The following is a 12,965-nucleotide window of genomic DNA, read 5'->3' as shown; positions in this document are numbered from 1 at the left end:
GATGGTTCCGAAATGTAGAGTTAAGGCGTATCGCTGCCAGTGCGAGTTGTGTCTTAAAAACCAGGCACAAAAAAGCCGCCTCGATTGAGGCGGCTTTTTGTCTACCAAGTTATGGATTATTAACAGTCAGGTATTATCTGTTTAACGAGAGCGCTGAAATCATGCGCTGACATTTACACCTCGATGGCATCGAGTTGAGATTGAATATTCTGAGTTAGCGTTGAGCGCATCGCTGCAACCTCGGCATTACTGCGGTCAATCTCTTGGATGATTTGCTCCGTCTCTGCCACTATCTTGTCGTCCTTAACCGCTTCGGTTTCCGTTTTCTTTGCCAGCTCGCCAATACGCGCCTCAAGCAAGCCACGCTCCAGTTGTACCTTCTCTAATCGGCCCTGTATTTCTGCCATTTGCATGGCCTCCATCTGTTGCGCTTTTTGCTGCTCTTGGGCGGCCGCTTCCTGTTCTTCAGGCGACATATCTTCCGGTGCCTTAGGAATGTTCAATGCCTGGCGTATGGTACTGAGGAAGTCTTGTTTATTGGGTAGGTCCATCAGCTCAATAAGCATGGGGACCACTAGAGCCTGCGCCTCTGGTGGAAGCTTACTCATGGCTTGCGTTAATTGGTTGGCTTGCTGTTGACGATAGGTTGGTGTTGCTTGTACTGGCATTAAGGCGATGTGCCCCCGAAAACGTGCCACATCATTGCTACGTTGGTTATCGTCATCGACACCATTGACGACGATGGTCTTACGTCTCGCTTTATCCTGGCGATTAATCGTGACCGAGACATTATCTCGGTCCATCATATCTTCGATGATGTAATCAAGTAGTAACCCAGCGACCTTGTTTCGGCTGTAATGAAAGTTGTCGTTGACTTCGGCAAGTGTTGTCGTACCTTGCTCCACAAGATTGGCAATCGCCACGCCGGATGTGGCGTTACTGTCCTGTCCCAGCATTGAGTTATAAACGCCTGCACAGTCTTGTATGAGCTTCATGTCGTTCTGCATCAAACTAAACTGCTGCGCCGCAATACCAATATCGTTCTGCACATTGAATGAATCAGTTATCGAATGTTTATTCTTACGATCTGGATTTAGCGGAATATAGCCATCAGGCTTCTCCACTTCCTCTTTTAACTTGCGTGCACTTAAGTTCGTTGCATCTTCATCGGCAATAATACGCCTAGCTTGCAATAAGAAGTTTAACCGGATAATACGGGCATTGATCCCGTCTTGTGCAGGGATCATGCGACTGACTAATCCGTAGGGTTCCCCGCTACTGTCTTTCTGATAACCGATAAAAGGGATTAATGAGTCTTTTCCATCAGGAGCACTGCACGGTCTATCGACGATGCGATGAGGTCCGACAAACCACGCCTCTCTGACTTTTGGAAATGCGGCATAACTCAGCTTTACTTTGCCGCTTTGTAGCGCTGCGACATGAACCTGATTTTTAGGATCATACTCAATCACTCGACCATCGCTGAGTTTAATGACGTGTGAACGCTGCCAAACTTTGTACATAACAACTTGCAGTAAAATGCGCTGGCGGTCTTGATCCATCCATTCAGACTGTTTTCTATCCCAACTATCAAAATCATGCCAAGCAGCATGTAAGTCAGGGCTATCTTCCTCGAAGTCGTCGAAATTGCCAAAGCCTTCCCACAGGTTGATGGATTGCTGAAGGACCTCTTTGTGATCGGGAAATGTCGCTAACGCTTCGTCAAAATCGACCCATTTCTTATATATCTTCCAACGGCTATCACTGCGATCGATTTCTTGGGCGTGCCAGTCCCACCAGATATTCCGTCGATGGACGAACTTCACACGATAAGCCGCTTCAAAAGGGATTGGATTGCGGCTCACTTCCACCCATCCTATCCCGGCTTTAAGTTGACCAGCATAAGCATCAGAGCAAGCTCTGTCGGCATTAGCAAGACGCCACGCATCTTTAAACTTCTCGTTCAGTGCTTGTGCTAACTCTTCTCCCTCTTCATCATCAGCACTCACAAGTAAATCAGCTCGAGTTTTAGCTTCCATCCCCAATACACCGTCAATCGTGGGTCCTATCATGTTATGCACAATTTCCGGCTGGCCACGCTCTTGTAGTACCTGACGTATTTGGGAGCTGAGTTGATCGCCATCATAATACGCACATGCAATCGAAGCAGGTCCACGCCACTGAGGCTGAGCATCAATCGCACCCATGATCTGGGTTAGCTGAGCCAGAGTGAACCCTTCTTTGTTTGCTTTAACGTGATCAACCATGGTTATCGTGCCATCCAGTGATTAGGGTTATGAGGGGCGTTTGAATCATCGATGATTCTGCGTTTAGGCATTCGGGCTCGCATTTCTTGGGCGATCATGTAACTCATGACTTGGTCATCAAAGCCGCCACTTTGCGCCCCCATTCGTCCTTTTTTGTCGAACACAAACACATTGAGTTCCGCCACTGTGCCGCGCCATCGGATACCGTCTGCGTCATTGGCCAGTAAATCTTCTAAGCCAGACACTAAAATAGGCTTGGATTGGGCACTGGTATGCCAACCGACCTTACGTGTTTCTTCGTCGATATCTTCTCGGTCAATATGTTCTTCGTGATAAATGCGACTCACAGGATAGATATCAACTAACTCCTGCAGTACCGCATGACCATGGTTATTACGCTCAGGACCTAAATAGGCCCAGTTGTACCATTCCCCAATGTGGGCCATGAGTTTGGCGAACCTTTTGGTATCCAGATGCCCAAACCAGTGCGCAACCTGCCGCCCGTCTGATTTAGCCACGATATCAAATGCGCTCCTGTCACCATGTTCTAGTCCTTCCGCGACATCAGCGCCGATGGCGTAATCCTCATCATCGTCGGGCAATTCCCACACGAGGAGATAACCAGCCGTTGCTAGCGTCAGTTTGTCAGAGGCTTTAGATGATAAATCGACGTTGGCGGTGACTTTCTTGCGTTTACCGGTGACGGGCTCAACGTCATAGACAATTAACGGTTTGGTACAGCGTCCTTCTGCTCGCATCAAATCATCGGCATCGAACACCTTACGGCCAGAAGTAAGAAAGGCCTCCATCGCCGTGGATGGGAACTCTTGCTTCATCTTGCTTTTTTGTGAGCGTTCCTTGTTGAGGTACCAATTCTTTTGCTCATCACTGAGCGTGACTTTCATTGCGGCTTCTACTGACGTGAAATACTTATCTTGTGCCTTGGTGAGCGTCAAACCTCGGCCCGAAACGGGTAGTACGTACTTTGGATCATCAAACCAAGGGAAGAAATGAAACTTAAAATCCAATTCACTAAGCGGGATCCCCGCCTCAAATAACGCGATGGCCTCAACGGACATATCGAAGAAATTGCCACTGGCACCTTCTGCTGTTGACTCAACAAAGAGTAGCGAACCAGTATGTACCGAATTGAGTGAGCCAGATTGCACTTCATCAGCACGTATCGGGAACAACGCACAAATTTTGCCGTATTCAGAAATGTGCAGCACTTGTAACGTGCCTGAACGAAACGAGACAGCGATACGAACATAACTGTCATTACCGAAATATATCGCGGTACTTGTTTTGCTTTTGGTTGCCCTTTTGCCAGTCTTAAGCCAACTGGGGAGGCGTTCATAGGGGTAGAGTATTTTAGAAGCGAATATGGCCCCAGCTTCGTCCTTTCCTTGAGCGATGACGCCGCATTGGCGGTTATCGTTGAATAGTGCATGGTCCAGAATAAATATCTGAATCGCCGTGCTGAAGCCCAACTGTCTGGCTTTTAGAATAATGTTGAGGTACCACATCAACACAAACAGCATGGTTTGGGCTGGCCTGCACCTAAATAACACTTCGTTGCCGTATTCGTCAGCAATGATGTAGAGGTTGTTAACCCGCCACCACCAACAGTTTAAATAGGGAGCACATCGCTTTAACAGCTCAGCCTCATCACTGCGTAGTGCCATTCTCTCATCAGGTGTAAGCCACGTATCTCGAGAGTATTTAGCGGTAGTGGGTTGTTGCATTACCCCACGACCTTATCAACGTCACCACCGGTCAACTCATCGATAAACTCATCAAGCTTACTGGTCCCTCCTGCGTCTTTACGGGCTTGCATAACCTGCAGTTCGATTAACTCTGTTTGCACCTCGTTTCGCCGAGTGTTGACGACTGCAGCTTTAGCCAACTCGATACTACGATTGGTATCCGCCATGATTTTGCCCTGATTGAGGTTATCCAGCTCAATCGTGGACAGTGTTTTAGTGATGGACTCAACCCGCGCAATGTTTTTATCCAGGGCGAATTCGGCTTTAAACAATGAATCAAACAGGCTGGCCGAGACCTCGACACTTGGGTGTTTATCCAGTTGGGCTTGTATCGCCTCAATGGTTTGAATGACGAGATGAATACGTGAGCGACACAGCGCGAGCTCATCATCAAGCGTGGTGGCTTCAACGAGTACACCAAGCGCCGGGTCTTTAAAATATTTAGAGTAACCACCGTGTTTAAGTGCGTTTTGGCTACCGAACGGGGCACCTAGCTTTGCGGAAACCCCTAACTTTTTAGCATTTGCAGCCTTCACTGCAGGAACTGAGTCAGCTTTAGCTTTGTCCTTAGGCTGTGGCTTCTGGGGTTTAATGTAGCGTCTTGCCGTCTCGTAGTTGAGGTTCTTACTGTCGCACCAATCTTTAGCTTTTATCTTTGTTTGCGCATGGGCGATTAGAAACTCCGCTTGTAGTGAAACCCATTTGCTCGACACTATTCTCCACCAGGTAATCCAATACGCTTTCTTATCACACGCTCTAATAGATAAATGCCACGACCGCCCATATGACCGGCTATTCCGGCCAATGCGGCGGTATACATGAATGAAAGGCCCATCTCTGCACAGATAAATGCGGTTAACAGGCCTGAAAATCCTGAAATCACCCATTCACCGAGCAATTCGACAATGCTAAACGCAGTGGATTTATCCCTTTTTAGTCGGATGATGTAATTCACGGTACCGCCCCAAACGGCTAAAAAAATAAACCAAATGTAGCCAAACCCTAGGTCGATAACCTGTTTGATAATTGGGACGTGATTATCGGGCATCATTGAAGACCTAATTTGATTTTCACTAGTCGTTCAATCAATGGCATGATGTTTTTAATGGCCCGTTCGCCAAATAAGAAACCGAGCACCAAGAGGTTTATCACCCATAGTGCACTCTCTTGCATCTCGCTAAGTTGTGGCCATCGACCACTGAAGACCATAAAGTTCATATATAGCGTGGCGTAGCCCCAAACGGGTCGCTGACAACCGCGCAGGAAGATGACAATTGGGCCGACAAATCGCACATTATTTAAATCTTTGGCTGTGCCTTCTAAATCTTTAATGCGAAGGTTAAATTCGGCTTGGGCTACATTCACTAAACGGGCCGCTTCATTGGCTTGTTTATCTGCAGCATCCTTAATACGAGCCGCCAACTCAGCTTTTTCAAGATCGCTCATCGATGGCGGGAAGTAATCTTTAACGGTATCGACGATGGTCGAGCCTAGCCCACCAGTGAAGAAGTCAGCTACTTTAGTTAATAGGTTCATCTCAGTTCACCTTTATCAGTTCAAAATGGGGTAAGTCGTGAAATGTTTGGTCTGAAGTTCGGCCATCGCCGTCCCAATCACCGCCCCAACGAATATGATGTGTAATCACGCCTTGCGCTAACAGCTCGTGTGAAACCCGCTTCACATACCCTGCAAACGTGGCGAACGCCTTTATATCTTCCCAGTCCGTATTTTTGAGCTCTGTAAAATAGGGGCCGGCATCCGTCGCCATACTCGGCATTGAATTGTGTTTACTGTTAGGGAATTGAACTTGGGATAAACTGGCATTAAATGCCTGTTGTTGATCTGCTTTATTTCTATGGCCGCAGAATATCGAGCAATCGAGCGACTGGATGACGACAGTGAATATCGCTTGTAGATCGGGATGGCATGACTGCAGGCGCGCAGTCGATGTTTTTCCAAATTTTGGCATAATGAATACTCCAAAAAAAAGCCCCAACGGTTAAGTCGGGGCAAATGGGAGACGCTATCTTGGCGTTGGTAAGCGTTTGAGATGAGTGAAATTAAAGCAAAAAAAATCCGCCTAGTGTGAGCTGGACGGATTTTTCAATGTAGAAAATAATGCATTATTTTTGGGGCGTATGCAAACTACGTTGTTTTTAATGGATGATTTGAATCAATAAGAGAGCTTAAGCGTTAGCGCTTTTGTGTCCCAAAACTCGAGAACATCAACATGAACTTACACACATCCCCTACCCACGCCACATATTTTATAAGTTACAGTCCAAATCTTGTGATATGAGTCAAAGTTGAACAAAATAAAACCACACTCAGCTTTACATTGGTATAGTCAAATGTACAATTAACGTGAATAGAGAATACTAGATGCGTATCAAGTATATGTGTCTATGGGGAGCCCTCTTTGTTAATTAGTTTTTATACATAAAGTGCTACGTAATCTGTTCTCGAATTGCTATGGAGTAAGAATCATGAAATTAATAGGGAAATAAAATGGGGAAAATCAACGTGTTTTTAGCGACTTATTCAGATGATCAGATATATTTGGAAATGATCGAAAGACTGGTTAATGAGCACCCTGTAGAGGGCTGTGTACCTGAAAGCATTAAATACTCTTCGTTCTCTAGAATGTGGATTGTTATGTCCGTTGGAAGTATCGAAACGATGATAACTGAATGGACAAAAGATCAACCTATGCTTTTTGATTTAAGACATTATGCCGACAACAATTCAAACGAGGAAAAGATTCAATCTTTGATTAATTCGTTCAAGTTGAGAGGGATTCTTATCGAAGAAGAGTATTTTAAAGATTATTTGGCAATAAAGTACATCAGAAATGCTTATGTTCACGGTGGTTGGAATAAGAAACAAAAGGATTATGTGCAACAAAGAGGTTTTCGAACAAACTTTATGATGTTTGAAAAATCAAACTTTGACCGATTTAGAAAAGTCCATTATCACATTCAAAAGTACCTAGGCCTTTTTAAACTTCAAAATGATCACCTATCACGCGCTAATTCTGATTTATTACACTCGCGTTCTCAGATTTTCGAGATGGGGTAAACGCGTAGGGAGTATAACAAAATGGTAGAGATTATGCGTATCTAGCGGGCAAATTAGCTTGTAACCGAGGAGGTGAAACAACTCTAATTATAACAATTACTTACAGACTTTGTTTTTAAAGTCTAAATGAGCAGGCTGAAACGTTTAGGCTGTTAGCTGCCACAATCAAACTCAGGGCTAACGCATGAGTTGATTTTATGTTGCATAAATTCATCAATATAGTGAATGTTATCCATTGCAGATAAAGTGATAGTTTTCAATTTAGAATCCCTGCTCATAAAACCAGCACTCATATGCTTTTAAGCAAGACTTGTCGGTTATCACTATGTTACCAGTTCCAGATTGTTAACTATCTGGTAACTCATGCGTTAGCCCTGAACCTGATAGCCGGAGATACTTAGCCCTCCATACACCTCAACACATTGCGCAGTTTCAATTTTGCGCACTTCTGTTTTGCGCAATTTAGCTAACTAATTTCACCCATTTTCTTGCGCACGTTCATAAAAATATCACGCTCCCACGCTGATAATAATCGTAATATTTCTTTCGACACTTCATCATGGTTTTTGGTGTAATTCTTGTGATCGATACCAATGACACTGCAACGTTGTCGTCTGGATATCCCTTGTCTACCCGTGCCACAACATGGCTTGCACACGGTTTTTGTGATGGGTTCGCTACCCTCGCCACTGCAGGTACGGCATAGCGGCTGAGTGAACTCTAGAATAGAGACATTTATTATCCCGGTGAGTGTTTCGGGTTTAATTTTAAAATGTCGTATTTTGATAAACAGCGTCACATACATGGTTAACGCACGGACGACTCGAGGCAGTTTGTCATCTTGTCCTGCAAATCGGTACCACGCCCAATCACTTGCTTCTTGTGACAAACCAGATAACGCATGAGCTGCCGTTCGCCAATCAATCACATCTATCGCACTGCCCCGCCCTGCAGAGTGATAATTGATGGCCTTTGGCGCCAGTTTTGATATCAGTCTAATTGGATGCATCACAGCTCCTGGATTCAATTGCGCTCATTACCCATTGCAACATTTGCCCATTGTTAACCTGTGCGGTCGTGGCTTCGATGACTGTCCAACCCAGTAGTTGGGCCGAATTCATTTTGACTCTGTCTTCGGTAAAGCCTTTACCTCTGTTGTGACGGCCATCGGTAAATACGCCGCCGTGTATCTCCAGTGCAATTTTTAGATCTGGCCAAGCGTAATCAAAACGCCATTGTCGAACAGGATGAAACCTCACTTCTTTTTCATAAGTTGGCAGTTCAAGTAAGTGCAAAGCGACATCACGCGCGAGCTTGGCTGCTTGTGCCTTAGCGTTGCCTTTGTTTTTGCCCGTTCGCGGTTTGGCTTTAGCCAATTGACGATATTCATCCAAATTCATAATAAACTCATCAATTAACAGCCAAAAAAATGGCTCCTACAAAGGAGCCAATAAGACTAGAAACCGTTAAACAATATGCTCTGTTCGTATATGAAATTACCAATTTAAAAGGGCTTTTAACAGGTCTGGTTCGACCGAAAATCGGTAACTATTGGCCTAGATTGTTAGAGCCACTAATGATAAGTACTGCCGCAGAAAAGCCAGATTCGAAGCCAAGTTAACAAAGGATCGCAAAGTTGATATGTTGGATCTAGTTAGAAGTGAAAATTTATGAAATTGAGAAGTGAACAAAAAAACAATAAAATCATTAGCTAAGGTGGAAGTTATTTGGCTCACTTTCTTCTTGGTCTGCGGCAGTTAATAAAACAACAACCATCCCCCTAAAATCCTCACATGTATTGAATCACTGCGAGTCCCCGCCCCCGCACGACTTTCAGACATAAGGACCCACACTTGATTTGGACAACATAAAGGCCCCGGGGAGCCTTATATTAACAAGCTACTTAAAGCAGCTTGGTTCAACCTCTACAAACTTATTGAGTATGGCTGAGTCAACGAGCACTACAACTTTCTTACCATTTTCTAGTAAAATCTGTATTCTTATCTCCGCACCAGCCTTATAGTCTTTGGTAGTATCTACAACTGCATACTTGGTAAAATCAATAGGGTATGAAATCACTCCCCCAGCTGCTAATACATTCCAATCAGATGTTCTAACATACTCAGTTAATGGCCTTAGTCCAACAAGTGATAAATCATCGACTCGATTTAGAAACATTGCTCTAGCTGCATCAAATAAAGCTGAGTCGGCAACATGGGGATCTACGAATAGTTTTTGACCCGAAGTATTGGTTAAAGTTAAAGTTACTTGACCATCTATAGTACACAAAGATGTTAAATCCAAACGGATATATTGATCGTCAATTGAACGCGTTGATGCATTGGCTGAACTAAAAATACCAACAAACAGGCTTGCGACAATTAATATTATGTTTTTCATAGGTAAACCTTTAAAATATATTCAAAAAAATATGGATTTCTGATCAAACGCTGTAGAACACTATGCTCACTTCCAGAGCCGATTATATTTCCATACCCTTCGACCAACTTATCGAAGTCAGCTCGTATTTCACTATCATCCATATAATGCATCGCATCGTCGTGTTTATCATAACAAGCATGTTTTACTTCATGTACTACAAGCTCCTGAAGTTCATCAGGAGAATTGCGTGGGTCATAAAAATCTAGATCTTTAACATTGATTTGGATAATGTCACCACCATTCTGATTTTGACAGTATACCCCACTTCTCTTTTTAGATGAGGCTATAAAGGAGAGGTAACCACTGGTACTAGGGTCAAGTTCAGCGGCTGCGAGTTTATTCTTAACACAGCCTAAAGAACTGGTATTGATGACTGAAGCCAGTATGGTAAATTGAGGGTCTTGAGAGTTCGACATTCCAAATAGTGCAGCGATTTGATCTAACTTAGCCTTATTAGTTTCATTTGGATTTGCAAGATCGGATTCCATTTGTTCTAGATTTTGCCTAGCATCGCTGGCTGCAGATTTTATTTTGCTGTCTTGCTCTTCGTCTAAAGTAAAAGCTTCAGGTTCTGATAAACAAAAATCAGTAGCAGGCTCACGGGTTTTCAACTTATCCAAAGGGTTATAACAGCGGTCAATAAACCCATCTCCATCCATGTCATAGCCATCCTCAAACTCTTTTAGCTCTTCATCATTTGGTGGGCAACTTTTTTTATCATCCCCATAGTGAGCAAGTTTCCATTTCCACTGACTACTGCTAGTCATAGTTGTTCGAGTTACAGGAACATAATCTTGAATAGGAAGAATTGTTGTGTATGTTACAGCACAAGAAACTAATTTTACGGGAGCTTCTGGTTGATAACAAAAAGCAGAAACATCACTATTAAAGCCTCCGTCATAGCGTGACACAGCCCAAGGTTCTATTCTTGCTTTACAAAACGCCCACTCCTCTTTAAAAACTTTAATGCCCGCACACCAATAATACTCTTCAGTTTGTATTTTAGGAGAGTGATAAGTAGCGTCATTGGGTAAGGGGGATCTTCAATAGCTGAGGCTTGAGCACAAAATAACAACGCGGCCATATGCGCAACAATTTTCTTCATAATAAACTCCATTTCACTTAACATAGCAACATTATCACAACTAAATACAAATACAACAGAACCCAAAAAAGGCATAAACAACAACTTAGATGGACAGCAATGTTAATTCGGCCTTCCTCAACCAGAATAGAAAAGATTTCTTACTTTCAAACCCCATTAACAGCCATTGGCCTTTACAGATGTATTGGGCTCTTATCGCTCTGCGGCAATCGTGTGCCAAGCAATAAACTTTCATTTCATAACGATTGATATGATCTGGTGGAAGATGGTTACGGCTACCACCACTGCAACTTAGCACGAACGGTTCTTTGAGCCGATCGCAAGCACTACGACTTGCATAGCCCTGCCCCTGCTCCTGCCTCGCCCAATACATCCCCCAAACTTTCAATTCTTTGCGTAGTGTCTTTATATTCATTAAAGCTTTGGTCTGTGTATTATGCTGCATGAGAAATTACTTCTGTGACTTTATCCAATGGCAATATAAATATCTGCTCGAAGATAGCCGAGAGATCATCATAAGAAACGGCTGTTCTGCCCCGCTCCCAACTGCCATAAGTTTTACAGCTAACTCCATAAATCTCCGCTACCTCGTCTTGAGTAAACCCTCTGATTGTACGGCCTGCTTTTAGTAAATCTGAGCCTTTCATTCTCATGATACTCCCAATCCTGACAACGTCATTGACCTCATGCGAGGGTGCTCAACGCCATGTCGATTACCAATGCCAGTTCAATCACTGTTTAATCCTCTGTTGATGAACTCTCTGGACCGTACCCCGCATAGCATTGAGTCGGCGTCGCATATCTTTCTGTTCGTCTTTGGGTAATGTTTCAAGCCAATTACAAATCTGATGATGGTTGTAATGCCTCAATTGAGACCAGGCTTTAAACCAGCGTTGCTTATCGAGCTCGACAGCATCGCATTCTGCCCTGCTCTTCCCCGTATGCAATCTCATTTGTCAGGTGTATTGAATTAGCGTTGAGATGATGCATTTAAGTGCGAATATTTCATCTTAGCTTCAGACAAAATCTGCTTTTCAAAGTCTTGGCGTTGACGTTTTATGGCTAACTCATCAGGGCTCAATACCCTCTCAGTTACGTCGGTCTTGATTGCAGAATGGATGGGATGCACCTGAGCAAGTTGCTTAAGATTATTAAGCGTCTTAGCTCTATTTTCCTGCATTTGTGCAGTTGATAGTTCAGGCAGCCTAGGAAAGTTCGCTTTGTGACACGCATGCGTTTTATGACGTTTACACAGACCAATGGTCAAAGGGATATTTGGCCACTTGTAATTGACGTCTTCGGTCATCAAGCTTTTGAGTCGTTCAATACCAGCATCGATATTTTCACGTTCAAGTTTGCCTATCAGGCTTTTCCATTCATCTTGTGAATCTAACAGCGCGTTTTGGGTTGAGAATGTGATTTCAAACATCGCACCATAAACACGTTTTAAGCGCTCAAAAAAATACACCGTTGCCATGGTGTCACGTAGAGTCAGATCGCCGCATGAGGGCTTCGAGATTGGCTTGTGGGCTTTCAAAGAGTGCGCTTTCATGTCGATGGTTCTGTTGATTGCTGTTTGCAAATTTTCCATGTGGCTGTCTCCTCGCGGTGATGGTGTCCCATTGTTTTCTGAGCTTTTCAGGACTTAGGATGTTGGTTGACCAAAACGGATCACGGCTTATCCAATCAAACTGGTCAGAAATTTGTTTGTGAGTGAGTCCGTCGATCTCTCGCATCAAGCGGATCGTGTTTGACCATGAATTCATGTTGGGTTGTTTGACACAGGGCAAGATGATTTTGATCCTGGATAAAATCCACTCGCTGAGTTTCAAATCGTCTGCGGTGTAATCAAACTTTTTCGATTTGGGTGTGTTTTCTGGTTCGGTGCTTGTGCCGGACGAAGATCTTTTAAGATCTTTAAGATCTTTAAAGATTCCGGTGCTACCTGGTGGCATAGGGGGTGCTACCTCGTAGCACAGGGGGGTGCTATCTGGTAGCACAGGGGGTGCTATCTCGTGGCATAGGGTCAAAGTATAAATATTAGTGCTACTTCCCTTCGGCCCTTTGCGATTTGTGATCTTAAGAAACCCTGCCCCTTCAAGTTCTGTGATTACCGAGGGATACTGACGGGTTAATTACCGCGGGACTTTGTCGTTTTGCATTATCGAGTTTAGCCCATTCATATTACTTTCACTACGGCGTTTTCACCAATCCCTCTGCACGCTCGATCCGTAACACCTTAGTATTCAGTTTTTCTCTTACCCAGATATTTCTGATTGTAGAGTGACTGATTGATATATTGTACCT

At 44.0% G+C, this 12,965-nt stretch carries 15 protein-coding genes; 1 reads left to right on the top strand and 14 read right to left on the bottom strand.

What is annotated here, in order from left to right; genetic code table 11:
- Positions 1-173 precede the first annotated feature (173 nt).
- The 6 genes from FN961_RS13035 to FN961_RS13010 are packed head-to-tail and all read right to left on the bottom strand — an operon-like array spanning position 174 to position 6,002.
- Positions 174-2,267, bottom strand: a complete 2,094-nt coding sequence (locus FN961_RS13035; RefSeq protein WP_144040616.1) for a portal protein — start codon at positions 2,265-2,267, stop codon at positions 174-176.
- A gap of 2 nt (positions 2,268-2,269) precedes the next feature.
- Positions 2,270-4,012 (bottom strand): terminase large subunit, encoded by a 1,743-nt coding sequence (locus FN961_RS13030; protein WP_221936119.1) that lies wholly within the window; start codon positions 4,010-4,012, stop codon positions 2,270-2,272.
- Positions 4,012-4,746: a hypothetical protein gene (locus FN961_RS13025; RefSeq protein ID WP_144040615.1), complete on the bottom strand. Its 735-nt coding sequence runs from the start codon at positions 4,744-4,746 to the stop codon at positions 4,012-4,014. The genes FN961_RS13030 and FN961_RS13025 overlap by 1 nt, the downstream gene beginning before the upstream one ends.
- Positions 4,746-5,084 (bottom strand): phage holin family protein, encoded by a 339-nt coding sequence (locus FN961_RS13020; protein WP_144040614.1) that lies wholly within the window; start codon positions 5,082-5,084, stop codon positions 4,746-4,748. The genes FN961_RS13025 and FN961_RS13020 overlap by 1 nt, the downstream gene beginning before the upstream one ends.
- Positions 5,081-5,569, bottom strand: a complete 489-nt coding sequence (locus FN961_RS13015) for a hypothetical protein (protein WP_144040613.1) — start codon at positions 5,567-5,569, stop codon at positions 5,081-5,083. The genes FN961_RS13020 and FN961_RS13015 overlap by 4 nt, the downstream gene beginning before the upstream one ends.
- A 1-nt stretch (position 5,570) precedes the next feature.
- Entirely contained in the window at positions 5,571-6,002 is a 432-nt protein-coding gene (locus FN961_RS13010; RefSeq protein WP_144040612.1) for a M15 family metallopeptidase domain-containing protein, read from the bottom strand.
- Positions 6,003-6,541: 539 nt separating this feature from the next.
- On the opposite strand from FN961_RS13010, the gene FN961_RS13005 reads away from it, so the two are divergent.
- Positions 6,542-7,111 (top strand): hypothetical protein, encoded by a 570-nt coding sequence (locus FN961_RS13005; protein WP_144040611.1) that lies wholly within the window; start codon positions 6,542-6,544, stop codon positions 7,109-7,111.
- 466 nt (positions 7,112-7,577) lie between these two features.
- On the opposite strand, the gene FN961_RS13000 is transcribed toward FN961_RS13005, so the two are convergent.
- The 8 genes from FN961_RS13000 to FN961_RS12965 all read right to left on the bottom strand — a co-directional run bounded on the left by FN961_RS13000 (position 7,578) and on the right by FN961_RS12965 (position 12,249).
- On the bottom strand, positions 7,578-8,120 hold the full coding sequence (locus FN961_RS13000; RefSeq protein ID WP_144040610.1) for a zinc finger-like domain-containing protein: 543 nt from the start codon (positions 8,118-8,120) through the stop codon (positions 7,578-7,580).
- A complete protein-coding gene (locus tag FN961_RS12995; protein ID WP_144040609.1) occupies positions 8,107-8,511 on the bottom strand; it encodes a hypothetical protein in 405 nt (134 codons plus the stop codon). Before FN961_RS12995 ends, FN961_RS13000 begins: the two co-directional genes overlap by 14 nt.
- A 499-nt stretch (positions 8,512-9,010) precedes the next feature.
- Positions 9,011-9,511 (bottom strand): hypothetical protein, encoded by a 501-nt coding sequence (locus FN961_RS12990; protein WP_144040608.1) that lies wholly within the window; start codon positions 9,509-9,511, stop codon positions 9,011-9,013.
- The gene (locus FN961_RS12985; RefSeq protein ID WP_144040607.1) at positions 9,508-10,464 is read right to left on the bottom strand and encodes a hypothetical protein; all 957 of its coding nucleotides are present in this window, start codon (positions 10,462-10,464) and stop codon (positions 9,508-9,510) included. Before FN961_RS12985 ends, FN961_RS12990 begins: the two co-directional genes overlap by 4 nt.
- An 11-nt stretch (positions 10,465-10,475) precedes the next feature.
- On the bottom strand, positions 10,476-10,658 hold the full coding sequence (locus FN961_RS12980; RefSeq protein WP_144040606.1) for a hypothetical protein: 183 nt from the start codon (positions 10,656-10,658) through the stop codon (positions 10,476-10,478).
- An 85-nt stretch (positions 10,659-10,743) separates the two neighbouring features.
- Positions 10,744-11,073, bottom strand: a complete 330-nt coding sequence (locus FN961_RS12975; protein ID WP_229814700.1) for a hypothetical protein — start codon at positions 11,071-11,073, stop codon at positions 10,744-10,746.
- 19 nt (positions 11,074-11,092) lie between these two features.
- Positions 11,093-11,305: a helix-turn-helix domain-containing protein gene (locus FN961_RS12970; RefSeq protein WP_229814699.1), complete on the bottom strand. Its 213-nt coding sequence runs from the start codon at positions 11,303-11,305 to the stop codon at positions 11,093-11,095.
- Between the two features lie 323 nt (positions 11,306-11,628).
- Entirely contained in the window at positions 11,629-12,249 is a 621-nt protein-coding gene (locus tag FN961_RS12965; protein WP_144040603.1) for a hypothetical protein, read from the bottom strand.
- Positions 12,250-12,965: the final 716 nt, after the last annotated feature.

It is taken from the genome of Shewanella hanedai (assembly GCF_007197645.1).
In the GTDB taxonomy this organism is placed as follows: Bacteria; Pseudomonadota; Gammaproteobacteria; order Enterobacterales; family Shewanellaceae; genus Shewanella; species Shewanella hanedai.
This window is presented reverse-complemented; position numbering and strand designations above follow the sequence as displayed.

Bases quoted from the DNA above. Each gene is read 5' to 3' on its own strand.
- FN961_RS13035 (WP_144040616.1), bottom strand. From the start codon at position 2,267: ATGGTTGATCACGTTAAAGCAAACAAAGAAGGGTTCACTCTGGCTCAG.
- FN961_RS13020 (WP_144040614.1), bottom strand. From the start codon at position 5,084: ATGATGCCCGATAATCACGTCCCAATTATCAAACAGGTTATCGACCTA.
- FN961_RS13000 (WP_144040610.1), bottom strand. From the start codon at position 8,120: ATGCATCCAATTAGACTGATATCAAAACTGGCGCCAAAGGCCATCAAT.
- FN961_RS12980 (WP_144040606.1), bottom strand. From the start codon at position 10,658: ATGAAGAAAATTGTTGCGCATATGGCCGCGTTGTTATTTTGTGCTCAA.
- FN961_RS13015 (WP_144040613.1), bottom strand. From the start codon at position 5,569: ATGAACCTATTAACTAAAGTAGCTGACTTCTTCACTGGTGGGCTAGGC.
- FN961_RS12970 (WP_229814699.1), bottom strand. From the start codon at position 11,305: ATGAAAGGCTCAGATTTACTAAAAGCAGGCCGTACAATCAGAGGGTTT.
- FN961_RS13030 (WP_221936119.1), bottom strand. From the start codon at position 4,012: ATGCAACAACCCACTACCGCTAAATACTCTCGAGATACGTGGCTTACA.
- FN961_RS13005 (WP_144040611.1), top strand. From the start codon at position 6,542: ATGGGGAAAATCAACGTGTTTTTAGCGACTTATTCAGATGATCAGATA.
- FN961_RS12965 (WP_144040603.1), bottom strand. From the start codon at position 12,249: ATGGAAAATTTGCAAACAGCAATCAACAGAACCATCGACATGAAAGCG.
- FN961_RS13010 (WP_144040612.1), bottom strand. From the start codon at position 6,002: ATGCCAAAATTTGGAAAAACATCGACTGCGCGCCTGCAGTCATGCCAT.
- FN961_RS12990 (WP_144040608.1), bottom strand. From the start codon at position 9,511: ATGAAAAACATAATATTAATTGTCGCAAGCCTGTTTGTTGGTATTTTT.
- FN961_RS12995 (WP_144040609.1), bottom strand. From the start codon at position 8,511: ATGAATTTGGATGAATATCGTCAATTGGCTAAAGCCAAACCGCGAACG.
- FN961_RS12975 (WP_229814700.1), bottom strand. From the start codon at position 11,073: ATGAATATAAAGACACTACGCAAAGAATTGAAAGTTTGGGGGATGTAT.